The 18,500-nt window shown below is 61.6% G+C and carries 22 protein-coding genes; 2 read left to right on the top strand and 20 right to left on the bottom strand.

What is annotated here, in order from left to right:
* Positions 1 to 160: 160 nt before the first annotated feature.
* From TU84_RS01295 to TU84_RS01205, 19 genes are all read right to left on the bottom strand, one after another.
* Complete coding sequence (locus TU84_RS01295; RefSeq protein WP_048366690.1) at positions 161 to 604, bottom strand: hypothetical protein; 444 nt, start codon at positions 602 to 604, stop codon at positions 161 to 163.
* 17 nt (positions 605 to 621) lie between these two features.
* A complete protein-coding gene (locus TU84_RS01290; RefSeq protein WP_048366689.1) occupies positions 622 to 1,848 on the bottom strand; it encodes a beta-ketoacyl-ACP synthase in 1,227 nt (408 codons plus the stop codon).
* Complete coding sequence (locus tag TU84_RS01285; RefSeq protein ID WP_048366688.1) at positions 1,848 to 2,576, bottom strand: 3-ketoacyl-ACP reductase FabG2; 729 nt, start codon at positions 2,574 to 2,576, stop codon at positions 1,848 to 1,850. The genes TU84_RS01290 and TU84_RS01285 overlap by 1 nt, the downstream gene beginning before the upstream one ends.
* On the bottom strand, positions 2,569 to 3,036 hold the full coding sequence (locus tag TU84_RS01280; protein ID WP_048366687.1) for an ApeP family dehydratase: 468 nt from the start codon (positions 3,034 to 3,036) through the stop codon (positions 2,569 to 2,571). The genes TU84_RS01285 and TU84_RS01280 overlap by 8 nt, the downstream gene beginning before the upstream one ends.
* A complete protein-coding gene (locus tag TU84_RS01275; RefSeq protein WP_048366686.1) occupies positions 3,033 to 4,220 on the bottom strand; it encodes a beta-ketoacyl-[acyl-carrier-protein] synthase family protein in 1,188 nt (395 codons plus the stop codon). Before TU84_RS01275 ends, TU84_RS01280 begins: the two co-directional genes overlap by 4 nt.
* The gene (locus TU84_RS01270) at positions 4,217 to 4,717 is read right to left on the bottom strand and encodes a DUF3261 domain-containing protein (protein ID WP_048366685.1); all 501 of its coding nucleotides are present in this window, start codon (positions 4,715 to 4,717) and stop codon (positions 4,217 to 4,219) included. Before TU84_RS01270 ends, TU84_RS01275 begins: the two co-directional genes overlap by 4 nt.
* Positions 4,714 to 5,442: a class I SAM-dependent methyltransferase gene (locus TU84_RS01265; RefSeq protein ID WP_048366684.1), complete on the bottom strand. Its 729-nt coding sequence runs from the start codon at positions 5,440 to 5,442 to the stop codon at positions 4,714 to 4,716. Before TU84_RS01265 ends, TU84_RS01270 begins: the two co-directional genes overlap by 4 nt.
* Positions 5,429 to 7,783 (bottom strand): MMPL family transporter, encoded by a 2,355-nt coding sequence (locus TU84_RS01260; protein ID WP_048366683.1) that lies wholly within the window; start codon positions 7,781 to 7,783, stop codon positions 5,429 to 5,431. The genes TU84_RS01265 and TU84_RS01260 overlap by 14 nt, the downstream gene beginning before the upstream one ends.
* Positions 7,773 to 8,462, bottom strand: coding sequence for an outer membrane lipoprotein carrier protein LolA (locus tag TU84_RS01255; RefSeq protein ID WP_082148600.1), 690 nt, complete (start codon positions 8,460 to 8,462; stop codon positions 7,773 to 7,775). The genes TU84_RS01260 and TU84_RS01255 overlap by 11 nt, the downstream gene beginning before the upstream one ends.
* A complete protein-coding gene (locus TU84_RS01250; protein ID WP_048366682.1) occupies positions 8,459 to 8,884 on the bottom strand; it encodes an acyl-CoA thioesterase in 426 nt (141 codons plus the stop codon). The genes TU84_RS01255 and TU84_RS01250 overlap by 4 nt, the downstream gene beginning before the upstream one ends.
* Positions 8,877 to 10,421 (bottom strand): HAL/PAL/TAL family ammonia-lyase, encoded by a 1,545-nt coding sequence (locus TU84_RS01245; RefSeq protein WP_048366681.1) that lies wholly within the window; start codon positions 10,419 to 10,421, stop codon positions 8,877 to 8,879. The genes TU84_RS01250 and TU84_RS01245 overlap by 8 nt, the downstream gene beginning before the upstream one ends.
* Positions 10,402 to 11,340 carry an LpxL/LpxP family acyltransferase gene (locus TU84_RS01240; protein ID WP_048366680.1) on the bottom strand — a complete coding sequence of 313 codons (939 nt, stop codon included), beginning with the start codon at positions 11,338 to 11,340 and terminating at the stop codon, positions 10,402 to 10,404. Before TU84_RS01240 ends, TU84_RS01245 begins: the two co-directional genes overlap by 20 nt.
* The gene (locus TU84_RS01235; protein WP_048366679.1) at positions 11,337 to 12,071 is read right to left on the bottom strand and encodes a glycosyltransferase family 2 protein; all 735 of its coding nucleotides are present in this window, start codon (positions 12,069 to 12,071) and stop codon (positions 11,337 to 11,339) included. The genes TU84_RS01240 and TU84_RS01235 overlap by 4 nt, the downstream gene beginning before the upstream one ends.
* A 116-nt stretch (positions 12,072 to 12,187) precedes the next feature.
* A complete protein-coding gene (locus tag TU84_RS01230; RefSeq protein ID WP_048366678.1) occupies positions 12,188 to 13,858 on the bottom strand; it encodes an AMP-binding protein in 1,671 nt (556 codons plus the stop codon).
* Positions 13,855 to 14,400 (bottom strand): COG4648 family protein, encoded by a 546-nt coding sequence (locus tag TU84_RS01225; RefSeq protein WP_048366677.1) that lies wholly within the window; start codon positions 14,398 to 14,400, stop codon positions 13,855 to 13,857. Before TU84_RS01225 ends, TU84_RS01230 begins: the two co-directional genes overlap by 4 nt.
* Positions 14,397 to 14,651 (bottom strand): acyl carrier protein, encoded by a 255-nt coding sequence (locus TU84_RS01220; protein WP_048366676.1) that lies wholly within the window; start codon positions 14,649 to 14,651, stop codon positions 14,397 to 14,399. Before TU84_RS01220 ends, TU84_RS01225 begins: the two co-directional genes overlap by 4 nt.
* A 9-nt stretch (positions 14,652 to 14,660) precedes the next feature.
* Positions 14,661 to 14,921: a phosphopantetheine-binding protein gene (locus TU84_RS01215; RefSeq protein ID WP_048366675.1), complete on the bottom strand. Its 261-nt coding sequence runs from the start codon at positions 14,919 to 14,921 to the stop codon at positions 14,661 to 14,663.
* A complete protein-coding gene (locus TU84_RS01210; protein WP_409348639.1) occupies positions 14,902 to 15,684 on the bottom strand; it encodes a lysophospholipid acyltransferase family protein in 783 nt (260 codons plus the stop codon). The genes TU84_RS01215 and TU84_RS01210 overlap by 20 nt, the downstream gene beginning before the upstream one ends.
* Positions 15,684 to 16,400: a beta-ketoacyl synthase chain length factor gene (locus tag TU84_RS01205; RefSeq protein ID WP_048366674.1), complete on the bottom strand. Its 717-nt coding sequence runs from the start codon at positions 16,398 to 16,400 to the stop codon at positions 15,684 to 15,686. The genes TU84_RS01210 and TU84_RS01205 overlap by 1 nt, the downstream gene beginning before the upstream one ends.
* Positions 16,401 to 16,735: 335 nt before the next feature.
* On the opposite strand from TU84_RS01205, the gene TU84_RS01200 reads away from it, so the two are divergent.
* Complete coding sequence (locus TU84_RS01200) at positions 16,736 to 17,509, top strand: ParA family protein (protein WP_048366673.1); 774 nt, start codon at positions 16,736 to 16,738, stop codon at positions 17,507 to 17,509.
* On the opposite strand, the gene trxC is transcribed toward TU84_RS01200, so the two are convergent.
* On the bottom strand, positions 17,506 to 17,946 hold the full coding sequence (gene trxC, locus TU84_RS01195; protein WP_048366672.1) for a thioredoxin TrxC: 441 nt from the start codon (positions 17,944 to 17,946) through the stop codon (positions 17,506 to 17,508). The two genes, TU84_RS01200 and trxC, sit on opposite strands and share 4 nt — an antisense overlap.
* Positions 17,947 to 18,208: 262 nt before the next feature.
* On the opposite strand from trxC, the gene TU84_RS01190 reads away from it, so the two are divergent.
* Positions 18,209 to 18,496, top strand: coding sequence for a type II toxin-antitoxin system HigB family toxin (locus TU84_RS01190; protein ID WP_048366671.1), 288 nt, complete (start codon positions 18,209 to 18,211; stop codon positions 18,494 to 18,496).
* The last annotated feature ends 4 nt before the right edge of the window (positions 18,497 to 18,500 follow it).

The following is an 18,500-nucleotide window of genomic DNA, read 5'->3' as shown; positions in this document are numbered from 1 at the left end:
ATACTCGCCACGTTCCCGAAAGGGGCTTGTGAGACTCGGAGGATCCTGGGCAACCAGCCATCACCGAGCCGGACAGACACAGCGCGATGACAAGCCCGTCTGTTTGTGAATAAGGCGCCGCGAGGCGCCTTTGTCGTTTTTGGGGCCAGCCCCCAGACGCTCAATTCACCTTCGACAAATCGCCTTTCAGCGCCACGCCCGCAATGATCGCGCCTGCGTGGCATTCGTAAGTTTTCGGGTCTTTGCGTTCGTTGCGTTTGTAGTAGCTGGTGATGTCGGTCACGGCGTTGGCACCGGCCTTTTTGGCCGCGTCATGCAGGGTGATCAACGCCGATTGCAGCGCCCAGGAACACGCCTGGTAGTCAGTTTTGTTGAAGGCGTTGGTCTTTTTGTTGGTCACGGCGCCGGGGCTGAGTACGCTGACTTTGCCGCTCGGCGTGTTGCCCGCGAGGTAAAACTTGACGCTGCCGTCGATTTTTCCGGTGCTGATGGCTTCGGTGACTACCTGATCAAACGGCAAGTACAAGGTGGTGTCGCGGGCCTGGCTCACGGCAGGCAGGGCGGACAGCAGAAGGGTGGCAGCCGCCAACGTTTTGATGTGCATAGGGGGTCTCCTTGACCTCATGACCAGCGGCGAAAAATCAACGAGGTGTTGACGCCGCCGAAGGCAAAATTGTTGTTCATCACATAGTCGTTGTGCATCACGCGACTTTCGCCGCGCAGGTAGTCCAGTTCAGCGCAGCGTGGGTCTACGTTGTGCAGGTTAAGCGTGGGCACGTAGCGGTCGCGGTTCATCATCTCGATGCTGAACCACGACTCCAGCGCGCCACAGGCCCCCAAAGTGTGGCCCAAAAAACTCTTTTGCGAGCTGATGGGCATGTGTTTGCCAAACACGTCATGGGTGGCCTGGGTTTCGGCGATGTCGCCTTGTTCGGTGGCGGTGCCGTGACCGTTCACATAGCCGATGGCCTGAGCGGCAAGTCCCGCGTCTTCCAGCGCCAGTTCCATGGCTCGGCGCATGGTGCTGATCTCGGGGCGGGTGGTGTGCTGGCCGTCTGCGTTGCTGCCAAAACCGACGATTTCAGCATGGATGTGCGCACCGCGAGCCAGCGCATGCTCCAGCTCTTCAAGCACCAGCATGCCGCCCCCTTCGCCGATCACCAGGCCATCGCGGCCACTGTCATAGGGGCTTGGGCTGGTGTGCGGGGCGTCGTTTTTAAGGCTGGTGGCGTACAGCGCGTCAAACACCATGGCTTCGGTGGGGCACAACTCTTCTGCGCCGCCTGCGAGCATCAACGGCAGGCGGCCGAACTTGATGGCTTCGTAGGCATAACCAATGCCCTGGCTGCCGCTGGTGCAGGCGCTGGAGGTCGGGATCAACCGCCCGGTAAGGCCAAAGAAGATGCTGATATTCGCTGCCGTGGTGTGCGGCATCATGCGCACGTAGCTGTTGGCGTTAAGACCTTCGGCCACTGAGTTGAGCAACATATTGCCGAAGGCTTTGATTTCGTCCGTGCTGCCGGTGGACGAACCACACGCCACGCCCATGCGCCCGTCCTGAATGATCGGGTTGCCCAGCAAGCCCGCGTCTTGCAAGGCCTGCTCCGCTGCCCCCACCGCCAGGCGCGAGACGCGGCCCATGCTGCGCAGTTGTTTGCGGGTCCAGTGTGGGGGCACGGCAAAGTCATCAATCGGCCCGGCCAAACGGGTGTTGAGTTCGGTAAAGCGGTCCCATTCGTCCATGCGCCGAATGCCGCTGCGCCCCGCCTCAAAATGGGCCACGATGCTGGCCCAGTCACTGCCCAACGAGGTGATGCCGGCCATGCCGGTAACGACGACGCGCTTCATCAGCACAAGCCTCCGTTGACGGCCAGCACCTGGCGGGTGATATAGCCCGCTTCGGCCGACATCAAAAAGTTGACCGCCCCGGCGACTTCTTCCGGGGTGCCCATGCGTTGGGCAGGGATCATTTTCATCAGTTCTTCAACGGGCACATTCTCGTCCAGCATGGCGGTGTCGATCAGGCCCGGCGCCACACAGTTAACCGTGATTTTGCGCTTGCCCAGTTCAATGGCGAGGGCTTTGGCGGCGCCGATCAGCCCGGCTTTGGAGGCGCTGTAATTGACCTGGCCGCGATTGCCGATCAGGCCCGACACCGAGGTGATGCACACAATGCGCCCGGCTTGACGACGGCGGATCATGGGCATCATGACCGGGTGCAGGACGTTGTAAAAACCGTCGAGGTTGGTGCGCATCACCACGTCCCAATCGTCTTCGCTGAGGGCCGGAAACGCGCCGTCACGGGTCAGCCCGGCATTGAGCACCACGCCGTAATAAGCACCGTGGGTTTCAACATCGGCTTCCAGTATTGCCCGGCACTGGGCGCGGTCCGATACGTCGAACTGCAGCACGCGGGCGTTGCGGCCCAGTGCTTGCACGTGCGCCATGACGCTGTCGGCTTCGCTGCGCCCACTGCGACAGTGCAGCACAAGATCGAAACCGGCCTGGGCCAGACGCAACGCGATGGCACGACCAATGCCACGGCTAGAGCCAGTGACCAAAATGGACTCAGTCATGGCGAGCCTCCTGAGATGCTTGAGCAAGGTAGTTTTCAGCCTGAGGCGGACGGAACACGTTCAGGCGGGCGGTGGCGTGGATCTGTGGGCCGGTCAGGTGGCACTCAAACACGCCCATGCCGTTGTCGTCTTCGAGCGAGCGCACGGCGTGGATCTGTAACTCGGCGCCGAGCGGGAAGTGCTCAACGTTGCATTCAAACTTGCGGGTGCCGAGCAAAAAGCCCAGCGCCACGGGGTTGCCTGCCTGACGCGCGCGGCAACCGGCATAGGCGGCCACGCTTTGCGCCATCAACTCGACGCCGACCCAGGCCGGCAGGCTGCCGTCTGCGCGGTTAAACAGGCCGCCAGAGCGGACAGTTACCCGGGTGTGAATGGTTTCTTCATCAAATGCCAGCACGTGATCGATCAAGATCATGTCGCCAGCGTGGGGCAGTAATTCGGCGAGCGGCCAATCAATCATGGAGCGTCTCCGATAATCAGGCTGACGTTATTACCGCCGAAGGCAAACGAGTTGCTCATCAGGCAGCGTGGGTGTTCGGGGGCCAGGGTAAGGCCTGGGGTGACCCAGTTCAGCGCGGGCAACTGCGGGTCGGGCTGGCCATCCCAGAGGTGCGGGGGCAAGGCGTTACCTTGGCTCAGGCTCAACCAGCAAAACGCGGCCTCCAGCGCCCCGGCTGCACCCAGTGTGTGGCCGGTCATGGGTTTGGTTGACGAGCACGGTACACCGTGTGGGAACACCTGGGCCACGGCCTGGCTTTCCATGGCGTCGTTGTGCTGGGTTGCCGTGCCATGCAGGTTCAAGTAGCCGATCTGGCTGGCCTGCAACCCTGCACGCTGCAAAGCCTGGCACATGGCGTTGACCGCGCCCCGGCCGCTGGGCTCGGGGGCAGAAATATGGTGCGCATCCGAGCTGGCGCCTGCGCCCAGCAAGGCGATCGGTTGCGCGCCGCTGGCCTGTTTGCTCATTAAAAACAGGGCCGCGCCTTCACCAATATTGATGCCGCGACGGTTGACCGAAAACGGGTTGCAACGCTCATCGGCTACGGCTTCAAGGGCTGCAAAGCCATTGAGGGTCAGCGTGCATAAACTGTCGACGCCGCCGCACAGCACCACGTCGCACACGTTCATGCGCAGCAGGCGCTGGGCGCTCATCAGGGCGCGGGCGCTGGAGGTGCAAGCCGTCGAAATAACATAGGTCGGCCCGCTGATGTTCAGCCACGCGGCCAGAAACTCAGCTGGTGCACTCAGCTCTTGCTGGCGGTAGTCGTAATCGCTGGGGAAATGCTGGTGCTGCGCGTAGTGGGCAATGCCATGGCAGGCTTCGTCGATGCCCGAGGTGCTGGTGCCCAGCACGACAGCGATGCGGTCACGGCCATAGGTCTGGATCGCTTGCTCAATGTCATCGCCAATCTGCAATGCCGCCTCAAGCAATAGCCGATTATTGCGGCTGTTGTGGCGGGCAAGGTGTGCCGGGATCACTGGCAACTCGCCTTGCACCTGCGCCACTGCGACCGGGCGCTCAGGGATCCAGCCGGCTGTTTGCTGCATGCCCGAACAGTCACCGGCAAACAGGTGCTGCGCGACGTCCTTGGGCCCGCGGCCCAGTGAACAAACGATGCCCAGTGCATTCAGGTACGCAGTCATGGGGCCGTCTCGGTGTTGAGTGGGCTGAGGGTGTAGTGCACGCCTTTGTCCAGATCGATGCTAAACACCTGCGGTTGTACATAGTGCACCTGCCAGCGGCGGTCGAGCGTACGGCGATCAGCGCTGGAGGTTGCCTGCGGGTAATTGTCGGCCAACTGGTCGGCAGGCGTGAGTGCAAACAGCAGCGCGGCGAACAGCTCCCGGGCCTCGGGGTTGGGCGGCAGCAAACCGTCTGCTTGCCAGTGCTGGTTGTGCAGTAATTGCCGTGCCAGCGGGATCCCCAGCGGGTCCATCAATGACCAGCGTAGCCCGGCGTCCTCTTGCTGAATCACCAGCAGCCAGTCCTGGCGCTGGTCGGCCTGCTGACGCTGGACATGCAACTGCATCGGCAGCGTCAGGCTGGGCGTGTGTTTGGGCAAGGGCAGGCTGGTGCAGCCACTTAACAACAGGAGCATGAAGATGCCAAGGGCTGCGAACAGGCTATAACGGCGTGTCATTGATCTTTGCCTTGCAACGGTTTGCGGGCCACCACGTTGACCAAGGTTTCTTCCCGTTGACCCACCGGCTTGGCAGGGCGCAGGCCAAAGCGTTCCAACAGCCCGAAATCAGTCGCACGGCTCCACCACAGGTAGGGGTAAGAGACGTTCTGCGCATCAAATTCAAAGCCTTGGTCGCGGATCATTTCCAGGTATTGCGCCGCGCTTTTCTGCACGTGCATGGGGTGGCGGAACAGCCAGCGAATCACCCAGGTGTCGATGTAGGCTTCGGTGGACTCGGCGAACAGCAAATAACCGCCCGGCTTGAGCACGCGATAGAACTCGGCCAGCGCCCGGTCTTGTTGCACCAGGTGGTGGAAGGTCTGGTGACAGAACAGCAGGTCGACGCTGGCATCGGGCACGTTCAGTTCAGCGCAGTCGCTGCCGATCAGCTCAACGTCGAATCCTTGGCGGCGGGCCTCTTCGCGGCTCAGCTCAAGGCTCAGCGGGTCGGCATCGAGCCCGATCAAACGCTTGGGGGCGAAGGTTGCCTGCAGGTACTGGAACGACTTGCCCTGCCCGCAACCGGCATCCAGGATGACCGGCGCAGACGGCGGCGGCTCGCTGAACAAGCCGCGCAAGTCATTGATCGCCACTCGCAGTACATGGTGCTGCCAGGTGTGGCTGCGCAAAAACCAAAACCCGAACCGGGTTTCTTCTACGTAGGTATCGCTAAGGGGTTTCATGGGGCCTCCGTGGCAATGAAGAATAACGCGGGGTGTGCGGCGTTTGCTGACCGGCCCACGGCGCGAGCATAAAGCTGAAGGCCAGGCCGAGGCTCACCGACAGCCCGAAGTTGCTGACCGCTGGCGTGCTGGACACCGCCAGCAAACCGAACGACAGCCAGGTGGTCAGCGCGGCGAGCAAGGTGCCGAGCAGGCTGACGGCAGCCCCGCCGATGTGTTCACGCATCAAAATCGCGTAATCGACGCTGATCGCCGTCACCAGCAATAACCCGAACAGGCTGAACAGGGTCAGCGGCTGCCCCAACCAGCCGAGGCTGGCCACGCTGCACAGCGCGGCTAACAGCGGCAGTGCAACAATGCGCAGCGCGCCGCTTAAGCCAAAGGGCGCGATCAACAGCAAGACGATCAACACGCACGACAACAGCTTCAGTTCTGCCGCGCTGATCTGGGTGGCCGCGAACACGCCATTCAAGTCGCCCAAGCGGTCCACCCACTGCACGCCGGGCAGGCCCTGGGCCTGTTCGCGCAACAGGTCGGGGTTGTTCAAGCCTTGCAAGCTGACCATGGCAGCCACGCCGTTGCCCTGTTTGCCCAACCACAACGCGCGCCACGGTTCGGCCAATGGCCCGGTGAGCGCGGCGTCGATAGTTTGCTCGGGCAACGCTTCTAACTGTGCGAGTTCATGTTGCAGCGCGGCCTCGGGCACGCCCAGTTCCAGCAGCGGTTGCCAGTGCTGTGGCAGTTGCTTCAAGGCCGTGCGCAGGTATTGTTGCTCGCTCGGCAGGCTGACCAATTGGCCCAGGGCCAAATAGCCTTGTAGCTGGCCGGTGCTGACCAGTTGATCCAGCCGCTCGCGCAGCACGGTTTGGCGCTCAAGCAGTTGCTGCTCATTGTCGGCCCGCACCAAAAAGAACTGGCTGGTCGGTTGGTAGCCGGTAATGCGCGCAATGGCTTGGGCGTGTGCCGTCAGTTGAGGCGGCGCACCGACCCATTGGCGAATATCGTTTTTGCTGGTCAGTTGCCACACGCCCGCTGCACAAAAGGCCAGCAACAAGGCCAATAGCGCGGGCGTGGGGACTTTTTTCAACAGCGCTGCCCGCGCATCCAGCAGGCGTTGCGCGAGGTGCAACGGCCATTGCGCGGGCTGTAACGTCATACCGTTGAGCAGCGCGGGTAGCAGGCACACGGCGCTCAGATACGCCCCGACCAAGCCTGCGGCCGAGAAGATGGCGATTTGGGTCAACGCGGGAAACGGGGTAAACGCCAAGGCCAGATAACCGATGCAACTGGTGGCCAGGCTCAGGCTCAAGCCGGGCAATGTCAGGCGCACGGCAGGCCAACTGCGCCATGGTTTCAGGCTCCAGCTTTTTGACAGGTAATGCAGCGGGTAATCGACGGCCACGCCGATCAGGCTGGAGCCCAGCACTAATGTCATCACGTGCAGGCTGCCAAACAAACCGACGCAGGCCACGGCGCCAAACAGCATGCCCACCAGCACTGGAACAAAGGCCAGCAGCACGCGCCAGCGGCGGAATGCGAGCAGCAACAGGAGCAAAATTCCGAAGGTGGCCCCGCCGCCCACCCAGGTGATCTCACGGGTGGCTTGTTGTTGGCCGCTGGCGGCGTAGAGCAGGCCACTGGCGGCGAGCAGCTGCACGTTCTGGCTGGCAGCCTGTTCGCGGCTGTGCTCAACCAGTGCGGCCACTTGCAGGGGCAGCTTCATGTCAAAGGCATTGCCCTGCGTGCGGGCGCGCAGCAATACCCAACTGTTGCCGTCGGCGTCAGCGATCAAGGCGCCGCTGCCGATGTCCAGTTGCACCGCGCCGCGTTGCGGCTGGCTGTTCTGGATGCGCCCGGTCAGGCCCAGCCAGTCGTCCTGGCTGGGCACCAAGCTAAAGCCGCTGAATGGGTCGAACAGTGCTTGCACCCGTTGCTGGATAAAGGCATCAGGGTGTTCGATCAGTTGTGTGCGGTCAGCTTGCGCGAGCATTGCCAGGCGCCCGCGCAGCAGTTGCTCGCGCAGGGCGGGCAAGTCGGCTTGCAGGTTCCACTGGACCCTTTCAAACAGCCCGCTGGCCTGCCACTGCTCGCCCAACTGGCGAGCGGTGTTAATGGCTTGCTGGCGATCAGCGCTGCCCACCAGCAGCAGCACCTCTCGGTTGAGGGGTTCTTGCATGCGCTGCTCGGCGCTCTGTAGCAGTGCGTCCGGAGTGTGGCCGGGCACCAGTTCCATCAGGTTGGCCGACAGCGGCGGGCCATGCCGCCATTGCCAGCCGGCCAGGGCGAGCACGGCCAGCAGCAGGATCAAAAAGCCCCGGGGCAACCAGCGTTCACTGCGCAAAGTCGTGCTGCTCCGCGTCGCTCAAGGGTAAGTGGCTGATGCTGTTTTGCAGCTTCAGCACGGTGCTGTCGCCTTGGGTTTCCTGCAACTCGATGCGTTGCACCAGCTCGCCGCCGTCGATGTTGATTTGTGTGAACACCTGCTTGAGCAACAGCGAGCGCGGGGTCAGGGTGAGCGTCCACTGCGTCGGTTGGCCTTGCAGGCGCAGCTCGAAATCACGCGCAAGCCCGCTGCTGTCGCCTTGCAACACGGCGAGGAACAGGCGGTTCTGCTCGGCGCCTGCGCTCTTGCCGGGGAGCATTTGCCACTCGCTGCCATTGCGTCGGGCAATGCCGAGGGCGGTGATGCGGTAGTCCTGTTTCAGCGGGGTGTTGAGTTGCCACAACAGGCCGTGATCTTTGGCCAGCACAAAGGTGCCGGTGCTGGTCAGCGGTTTGGGTAGCGCGCGCAGGTGTTTTTCCTGGATGAAATCACCGTGGATCACCTGCGGCCTGGCCAGTTGATCGCTCAGTTGTTGCAGGTCGAAGGCGTGGGCCAAGGGTGATAATCCGAGCAGCAAAGCGGCTACGTACGCCTTGTAGTCGCTGCCGAAGGCTGCGATAAGATCCGAAAAACGCGACCCCTTCGGGCTCGATCGCAGCCTGCGGCAGCGACTACACAGAGCAGCAATCAGCTTCATGCCAGCACCTTCGCAATCGCATCGATCAAGCATTTGGGCGACGCCAGTTGCATTTCCCGGTCGGCAATCCTGACCGCGATCTGCACCGTGCAGGCGCGGGTCAGGCGTTCGCCGGTGGCTGCATCGGTGATCAGGTAGTTGATCTTCAGACGGTTCTCCCATTCCACCAGGCTGGCACGCACGTTGATTCGTTGGCCGAAAGTGGCACCGCGCACATAGCGCAGTTGCAGGTCGATCACCGGCCACGCGTAGCCCGCGTTGAGCATCTGCGTGTAGTTATGCCCGATGTGATCGAGCAAGGCGCAGCGGGCGACTTCGAGGTATTTGACGTAATGCCCGTGCCACACCACGTGCATCGTGTCGATATCGAAAAACGGCACCAGGACTTCGGTGTCGACGTGCAAAACGCCTTTGCTACGCATGCAGCCTCCAGTGTTGTTGGGCAATACGGGCCAGGCACAGGCGCAGTTCGGCTTCCAGTGCGCGGTCTTCAATGACAGGGGCGAAATCCTTGGCCAGTTCAGCGTGCATGTCGGCCAGTGCGGTGGGTAGCGGGCGGGCGTCTGCGTCGCGGCTGCGCAGCCACACACCCTGGTGGGCAGCCAGCAAGGTCGCGGCGGCCACTTGCTCGGTCAGCTCCAGCACACGAATGGCGTCACGGGCGGCGATGGTGCCCATGCTCACTTTGTCCTGGTTGTGGCATTCGGTTGAGCGCGAGAAGACGCTGGCCGGCATCGTGTTTTTCAGGGCTTCGGCGGTCCAGGCGCTGGCGCCGATCTGCACCGCTTTGAAGCCGTGGTTGAGCATCGCCCGTTCGGCGCTGGCGCCCGAGAGGTTGCTTGGCAATCCGTGGTTGTAACGTACGTCTACCAACAGCGCGAGTTGGCGATCAAGCAGATCGGCCACGTTGGCCACCAGGGTTTTGAGGCTGTCCATGGCGAAGGCAATGTGCCCGCCATAGAAGTGCCCGCCGTGCAGCACGCGTTCTTCTTCGGCGTCGATGATCGGGTTGTCGTTGGCGCTGTTGAGTTCGACTTCGATAAACCCGCGCAGCCAGCTCAGGCTGTCAGCCAGCACACCCAACACATGGGGCGCGCAGCGCAGCGAGTAACGGTCTTGCAGGCGATGCAGCGGCGCGGTCGGGGCGTCGATGGCGAGGTCCTGGCGCAACCATGCCGCCACTTGCATCTGCCCCGGATGCGGCTTGGCAGCGAACAGGCGCTCATCGAAGTGTTCAGGGTTACCTTGCAACGCCACCACGTTGAGTGCAGTGATGCGGGTTGCCAGCTTGAGCAGGTAATCGGCGCGGGCGTACGCCAGGCACGCAAGGCCGGTCATTACGGCCGTGCCGTTCATCAGCGCCAGCGCTTCCTTGGGCCGCAGCACCAGCGGCGTCCAGTCCAGTTCGCGGTGCACGTCAGCCGCCAGGCGGCGTTCGCCGTTGAACATGACCTCGCGCTCGCCCGACAAGGTGGCCGCCACATAAGACAGCGGCGTCAGGTCACCGCTGGCGCCTACCGAGCCCTCTTCGGGGATGAGCGGCAAAATGTCGTGGGCGATAAACCCTTGCAGGCGCTCCAGCAGTTCAACCCGCACCCCGGACACCCCGTGGCACAGCGACTGCAAGCGGGCGGCCAGCACGGCGCGGGTGGCCTGGGCATCAAGCATTTTGCCCAGGCCGCAGCCGTGGAAGGTGTAGAGGTGACGCGGCAGCGCTTCGACATGCTCCAGCGGCACCGCCACCACGCACGAGTCGCCGTAGCCGGTGGTCACGCCGTAAATCACGCCCTCTTTGTCGAGCAATGAATCGAGAAAACGCGCGCCTTTGGCGATGCGTTCGCGGTACTCGGCGTCGTCTTGCAAACGGGTCGGCACCTGACGATTGGCCAGAGCCAGCACGTCTTCAATGCGCAATGGGGTTTGGCCGAAGGTTACTGGCTCATGCTGATGCGTCGTCATCGGTTTTCCAGAAAGGGTAAAAGTTAAACCATTGTTGCGGCGCCTCAAGGCAGTAATGCCCCAGCCGTTCGGCATAGCGCGCTGCCCACTCGGCGATCACCTGTTCGCGGTCGCTGCGCCGCCATTCAATGGCCTCGGCGAAGGGTTCGATAACCACCCGATAGCGGCCTTGGTGTTTCAGGCAAAACAATAAATTGACCGGGCACTTGAGTAACCCGGCCAGCAACCACGGGCCTTGCGGGAAGGGCGCCGGGTGGCCGAGAAAGTTGACCTGCGCGGTGCGGGCGCCATGCAGCGGCACGCGGTCACCGGCAATGGCCAGCCACTCGCCGTTTTCCAGGCGTTGGCTCAATTGCAGCATGACGCCGGGGTTGAGCTCGCTGACTTGAATCAGCCGCACATGCGTGGCCCCGGCCTTGCCCAGCAAACGGTTGAAGTGCTCGGCATGGCGGGTGTGCACCAGCACGTTCAGGGTGATTTTCTCGCCCAACTCAGCGAGGGCCCGGCACACCTCAAGGTTGCCCAAATGAGCGCCCACCAGCATTTGCCCGCGCTCAGCGCGCATCTGCTCACGCAGCCGCGCGGGGTCGATGATCTCGATGTCTTGCGTGTTAAGGCGGCCGTTCCACACGTCGAGCTTGTCGAGCAGCGCGTCGGCAAACGCCATGAACTGGCCGAACACCCGCCACGGCGTGGGGCGCAAGGCGGGCTGCCCGCTCCAGTCGGCCAGGTGCTGCTGGTAGTGCCAGATGCTGCGTCGGGCTTTGCGGCCGAAGACAAAAAAGTACAGCACGATGGCGTACAACACGGGGGCCAGCAGGCGGCGGCCGAGTACTTTGACCCCGAAGGCCGTGAGCTTCATCAGCCAAAAATTGCCCCGCTCTTTATGCTCGGCCCAATGCTGTGGTGTCTCGCTCATGCCCGCCAGCGCCTCCATAGAATGCTCGGCAAACGCACCAACATGCCGAAGAACAGCTTGGTGTGCATGGCCGAGATCAAGGCGTTGTCATGGAACAGGCGAAAGTGCGACAGGCCGTCTTGCGGGTAATGCACCTTGGTTGCCAGCCACTGCATCGGCTGATTGCGCCACGCCAGGCGCACGAGGATCTCGGGGTCGAAGTCCATGCGTTTGCCCAGCTTGACCGAGTCCAGCAGCGCCAGTGTCGGCGCCAGCGGGTACACCCGAAAGCCGCACATCGAGTCGGGAATACGCAGTGACAGGCTGTTGATCCACACCCACACATGGGTCAAGTAGCGTGCATACAAGCGGCCTTTGGGCACGCTGGCGTCGTATTGCGGGTAACCGCAGATCAGCGCCTCGGGGTTGTGCTGTGAGGCCTGGATAAAGGTCGTGACATCGCTGAGGTCGTGCTGGCCGTCGGCATCGACTTGCAGCGCATGGGTAAAGCCCAGGCGTGAGGCCTCGCGCAAACCGGCCATCACGGCGCCGCCTTTGCCTTGGTTGACGGCCAGGCGCACCAGGTAGATGTGCTCGTGCCGGGCCAGTTCGGTGAGCACGGCGCTGCACGCGGGGCTGCTGGCGTCGTCGACCAGCACACAGGGCAAGCCTGCGGCCTGCAACGCCGCGACCACGGCGGGCACGGCGGTTTCATGGTTGTACACCGGGATCACGGCGCAGGGGTTATGCATGACGGTCGGCCTTTGTGGGAGCGGGCTTGCTCGCGATACAGGCGCTGCGGGTTTTCTGAAGCGGCGCGTTGATGCAATCGCGAGCAAGCCCGCTCCCACAGCTTTCACCGATCAACTTATCCACTGGCAGCCTCCAAAACAATACGGCCACTGGAGCAGGCGGCGTTGGCGTTGCGGTAGGCAAAATGCAATTTGCTGCGTTCGCGATCAAAGCGCAGGGTCAACTCGATTTCATCGCCGGGGCGCACCAGTTGCTGAAACTTGAGCACTTCCATCCCGGCAAAGCGGGGCAGCAGGTCGAGCAGTTGCTGGCCCAGGTTGATGGCCCAGTCCACTTGCACCACGCCGGGCAGCACCGGAGTTTTGGGGAAGTGCCCGCTGAAGTACGCAAGGTCAGGCGGGATCGACAGGTTGAGTGTCCAACCGTCATCGCCGAGGTGTTGGCTGAGTACTTCAGGCAGCGTTGGCCGTGGCGCCAGCAGCAACGCATCGACCTGCGCTTGCGGCAGTTTGCCTTGGCTGGTGAGCGGCATTTGCCGCAGCAACCGCCAGCGGCGCGGCAATGCCAGCGCTTCGCAATAGGGCCCAAGGTGCAGGCGCAGGGCTTGGGTCAGGGCTCGGCGGCCGTGTTCACGCAGGGCAAACAGCCCGCTGTGGCTGAGTACCAGCAAGGCGCCCAGCGAGGCGCGGTTTTCATTGACCACGCCCAGGCGTGCTTCTGCAACCCATGGGTGGGTGCTCAAGGCCTGTTCCAGCAGGGGCAGCGAGATGCGTTTTTCTTCAAGTTTGACGATGCGGTCCAGACGCCCCAGCAGTTCAAAGCGCCCGTCGGCTTCAATGCGCGCCGCATCGGCCGTTTGCTCGACATGGCCTGCCATCAGGTACGGCGAGGCGATGCGCAGTGCGCCGTCCTCACTCTGGCTTAGATGGACCCCGGCAAACGGCTGCCACAAGGTTGGACCCTGGCGCCATGCAATGCCGCCGGTTTCTGAGCTGCCAAAAATCTCGGTAGGCCATTGGCCCAAGCGCTGCTCCAGCGCATGAGCCGCCTCGGCAGGTAATGCGCCGCCCGAAGAGAACACCCGGCGCACCTGGCTCAAGGCCGGCCAGTCGAGGTTGTCGGCCATGCGTTTGAGCAGGGCGGGGCTGGCCACCCAGGCAAATGCCGCGTGTTCGCGGCTGGCGCGCTGCATGTCTTCGGGGAACGCCAGTTGCTGGCGAGTAAAAACCCGGCCCGCACACAGCGGCCACAACACGCGGAACAACAGCCCGTAGATATGCTGCGCGGCCACGCTGGCGATGATGCACGCATCGCCCAGTTCATGGCCCCACAATTGCTCGAGGGTTTCTACCTCATTGGCCATTTGCCGCAGGCTTTTGTCGATCCGCTTGGGCTCGCCGCTGGAGCCTGACGTGCACAGGCTTAGCTGGCACGCGTCCAGATCCAGCTCGGCAGGGGCCAATGGGGCGCCATACAAGGCGTGCAGCTCGGTGCTGGCGGTCAGCCATAGATCGACGTGGCTGGCCCAGCGCTCACGGGTGTGGGCTTGCAGGTCTGCGGGCAATAACACGCTGACCCCGGCGCGCCAGGCGCCCAGCAGCGCAATGGCCAATTCACCCGCGTCGTCCAGGTGCACGGCCATGCGTTGCACGCCGCGTTGCTGCAACCCGCCCGCCAGGCTCAGGGCCTGCGCGCAGAGGGTGTGATGGGTGAGCGTTGGTTCAACGCTGACGGTGCGATGGGCATCGCCCTCAAGCAACAGATGCTCAAGTTTTATCCACTTCATGCCTGGCCTCTTACCTTTTGTCGTATCAGCCATTCAATGGCAAACAGCAGCCCCATCAGCCCGTAGGCGATCAAGCCGTTGTACAACGTCCACCAGCTCAGCGGCGCCCACAGTGTGAGGCTGGCCGCGATCAGGCCGTTGAGCATAAAAAACAGGCACCAGACCTGGGTGACCTGGCGCGTATAACGAATCGCGCTGTCGGGGAGTACCGGCTCACGCAGCCGGGCCAGACGCTCGACCATCGGCGGGCCGAACTTGAGGCTCACGCCAAACAGGCTGAGCATCAGGCTGCTGATCAGTACGGGGTACCAGCGCAGCAGGGCCGGGCTGTTAAACAGCGCCAGCAGCGCACAAAACACCAGCGCGACCCCGGCGATCCACAGGCTGCCGGGGCGTCGTTCGCCGGTCAATACCCGTGCCAGCCACAGGCCGCCGAGCAGCAGCGCAAACTGCCACGGAGCAAAGTGGGCCATGCCGAAATGCACCGCAAAGGGGTACAGCAGGCCCGCCAGCAGCAGGCTCAGGCCGATCAATCGGCTCATGCGTGCGGTTGCACCAAGTGGTAAACCGCCTCAACCACATCGTTGACAGTGCGTACCGATTTGAAGGCTTCGGCGGCAATTTTTTTGCCGGTTTTGCGCTTGATGTGATCGATCAGGTCGACCGCGTCGATGCTGTCGATTTCCAGGTCCTGATACAAATTGGCCTCCAGCGTGACGCGTTCGGGTTCCAGTTCGAAGAGTTCGACCATGGCGTCGCGCAGGATGTTGAAAATGTCTTCACGGGTTTGCATGGTTCGGTCTCAGGCAGCCTGTTTGGCTGTGACAAAAGCCGCAAGGCTGGTCACGTTGGAAAAGTGGTCACGGGTATCTTTGGCGTCGGCATCTATTTTGATGCCATAGGTTTTTTGGATCGCCAGGCCCAGCTCCAGGGCGTCGACCGAGTCCAGCCCCAGGCCTTCGCCAAACAGGGTTTGCTCATCGCCAATGTCGCTGATGCTGATGTCTTCAAGGCCCAGGGCGTCGATGATCAGCTGTTTGATTTCACTGTGTAGATCGCTCATCTGTGGCGAGCTCCTTAATAAAGTAGTCATGCACGAAGTCGTTAAGCAGGCGCGAAGCCTTGGGCGGCGGGCCTGCTGCTGCAAAGGCATTTGGATCTATATCGGCCCCGACACAAAAACTGAAGTGCACACGGCGTTTGGGGATGCGGTACCACGGCTCGGCTTTGGTCAGCGTGGTGGGGCTGACCTTGATTACCACCGGCGTGAGGATTTTCGCACCGCGCAAGGCGATGGCGGCGGCCCCCCGATGAAAGGCCGGCATCTGGCCTGGCGGGGTGCGGGTACCCTCCGGGAAGATAAGAAGCGTCTGGCCTTGTTGCAGGGCCTCTGCGGCCTTGTCGAGCATGTCAATGCTGCCGTCATTGCTGATGTATTGCGCGGCGCGTACGGGGCTGCGGGTGAACGGATTCTGCCAAAGGCTTTGCTTGACCACGCAATTGGCGTTACGCACCAGCCCGATCAGAAACACCACATCAATCAGCGAGGGATGGTTGGCAATGATCATTTGGCCGGGGCGCCCGAGGCGCTCGGCACCTTGCACGTCATAGGTCAGTATGCCCAGGCGGGCCATAAAGCGGATAAACAGCCAGAACAGTCGGCTGATGGTGTAACGCGCGCGCTCGCGCTGGCGCAGGGCGTCGCCTGGCAAGCAACTGAGCAGCGGGAAAATGACCAGTCGCAGGCACAGGCACCCAAACCCGAACAGCACGAAGCTGATGGCCGTGGCCAGCAGGCGCCAGTAGTAAGCATTAGCGGTTTTCACTACGTACGTTGCCACTGCCAGAGCCGGTTTTCCCAGGCGTGTTGAAACGACGTCTGGCCGCTGAGCAGGTGCTGTAACAATTGCAATGCATGAGGCCACGGGGCTTGGGCGATATCAGCAGGCCGGGTGGACAACGACAGGTGCCACTGCTCACCGGGTGTCAGCAGCAGGCCCACTGCATAGGCAAAGGGCACGTCGTCAACCCAGGGCCGGTAAGCCTCGGGCGGTTGTTCTTCAGTGATCACCAGCAGCACGGCGGGCGCGCCGTCATTAAGCAGCGCACAGGCTTCGATCAGGCCATGTTCGAGGCCATCACCGGCCGCCGCGAGGGCAGTCATTTCGCTGGTTTCGCCGCGCATGATCGACCACAGGCCAATGACCGCGTTGTGCACCGAGAGGCTGAACTGGGTGGGTGACAAGGGCTGCCTGGCTGCGAGCTCGTTCAGCAGGTCGAAGGTGCGCGGGGTTTCGCCGTGGCGCGAAACAAACACCAGTGGCAGCGCCTCATGACCTTCAGCCAAGGGCCAGCCGACACTGAATGCCATGCGTGCCAGGCGACTGAGGCGGCGGCGTTGCATGGCCGGTAAAAACGACACGTCGGGGCTGGCATCGCTGGCGGCGATAACGTGGGGGTGCTGGCTCCAGGCCTGCCAATCGGCCACGCTGTCGAGGCCCGGAGCCCAGGCTCGCCAAGCGGCAATATTGAAGTTAATCACTGGAGGTTCATCCCGCCCTTGCGGGCTTCCTTGATGCGAAGGTAGGCAGCGGTCAATGCGGCACTAGTAACAAAGTGCCGCATTATCCCGGTGCTGTTGGTTCGTAGCAAATATCGCTTACATTTTTGTGCCAGTTTTTTTGGCTTATCGGTCGAAATAGCTATCTTTTTGTAATCGCTAAACTATGGGCGCCTGTATGACTTTGAAAAAAGAGGTCTGTTCCGGCGTATATAGGGATAAATCTGCCTTGGTTGTAGCTCTTTTCTCTGCGAGGTAGCGAAGTTGTTCTCAGGGCATCTACACTCGGGCACTTATTGATACACGGAGGTTTTGAAATGCGTCGCGTGGTGTTCAACCAAAAAGGTGGTGTGGGCAAGTCCAGCATCGCTTGTAACCTGGCGGCCGTCAGTGCCAGCGAGGGGTATCGCACTCTGTTGGTCGATCTGGATGCTCAGGCCAACTCCACTCAATACCTCACCGGGCTGACAGGTGATGACATCCCGATGGGTATCGCCGAGTTCTTCAAGCAAAGCCTGTCTGCGGGCGTGGGGTCGAAGAAGAATCGGGTCGATATTTACGAAACACCGTTCGACAACCTGCACATCATAACCGCCACGCCCGAACTGGCAGACTTGCAGCCCAAGCTTGAGGCCAAGCACAAGATCAACAAGCTCAAAAAGCTGCTGGATGACTTGGCTGAAGACTACGACCGCATTTACATCGACACACCGCCTGCGTTGAACTTTTATGCGGTATCGGCATTGATCGCCTGCGATCGTGTATTGATCCCCTTCGACTGCGACAGCTTTTCGCGTCAGGCGTTGTACGGCCTGCTGAGCGAAATTGAAGAGCTGAAAGAGGACCACAACGAAGACCTGCTGGTTGAAGGCATTGTGGTCAACCAGTTCCAGGCCCGCGCCAGCCTGCCGCAGCAAATGCTCGATGAGTTGATTGCCGAAGGCCTGCCCGTGCTGCCGGTGTACCTCAACAGCTCAGTCAAAATGCGCGAGTCGCATCAGGCCAGCCAGCCGCTGGTGTATTTCGAACCACGGCACAAGCTGACCCAGCAATTTGTTGAGCTACACGATTACCTGGACCAAAACGCTTAAGCCCGCACGCCGTGGCTTTGCAGCCAGGCCTTGAGCTGTTGCAACGGGAAGGCGCCGCTTTGACGGGCGACTTCCTGGCCGTTTTTGTACAGGATCAGGCTCGGAATCGAGCGAATGCCCAGTTGCGCTGACAGTTGCTGGTTGGCATCGCTGTCGAGCTTGGCCAACCGGCACACACCCACCAATTGGCTGGCCGCCTGTTCAAACACCGGCGCAAAGGCCTTGCACGGCCCACACCAGTCCGCCCATACATCCACCAGCAGTGGCAGGTCGCCTTTGATCTGGCTGGCGTAATCGGTTTGTTTCAGATCGAAAGGCTTGGCGATCAGCACCTCATTCTTACAGCGCCCACACTTGGGGTGCTCGCCCACGCGCGCGGCGGGGATGCGGTTAAGGCCGTTGCAGTAAGGGCAGGGGATAAGCAGCGGGTCAGTCATTTCAAATACTCCGGAAATTGCTGTGGCGCGCTCCTGCAAAAATGAGCACGTCGCGTAGAGGTGCAGTTCAGCAGATGTTGCCCCCGCCCGCCACTGGCTGTGACGTATCTGCTCACAATGTGCCTGCGCCGCCTTGAGCCCTTGAATCTAGGCTGTTGAAACCCGCCTGATGAGACACCGTCGGTCAGATGCCGAATATCGCGCTTTGCGATATGGCGAAAGCGGGCTTACCCTTCATAGCAAGATGCGATAGGGACATTGCATGCGAGTGATTACTGCGAAACGTATTTGGGAGGCCAAGGAACAATGGCCACATTCCGCCAGTGCTCTGGATGAGTGGTATCGCAAGATCAAGGTCCTCAACCCTGAAGATTTCGCTGCGTTGAGGTCGTTTTTCCCTGCGACTGACAAAGTCGGTTCTTTGCATGTATTTAATATTGGCGGCAATAAATTGCGTCTGATTGCGGTAGTGCGGTATCGGGTGCAGCGCCTCTACATTCGTCATGTGCTGGATCATCGTGAATATGACAAAGGTAAATGGAAGGAGTAACCCA

The sequence above is a fragment of the Pseudomonas helleri genome, from assembly GCF_001043025.1.
Taxonomy (GTDB): domain Bacteria; phylum Pseudomonadota; class Gammaproteobacteria; order Pseudomonadales; family Pseudomonadaceae; genus Aquipseudomonas; species Aquipseudomonas helleri.
Note: the sequence above shows the minus strand (reverse complement) of the source record. Positions and strands in the feature narration are given on the sequence as shown.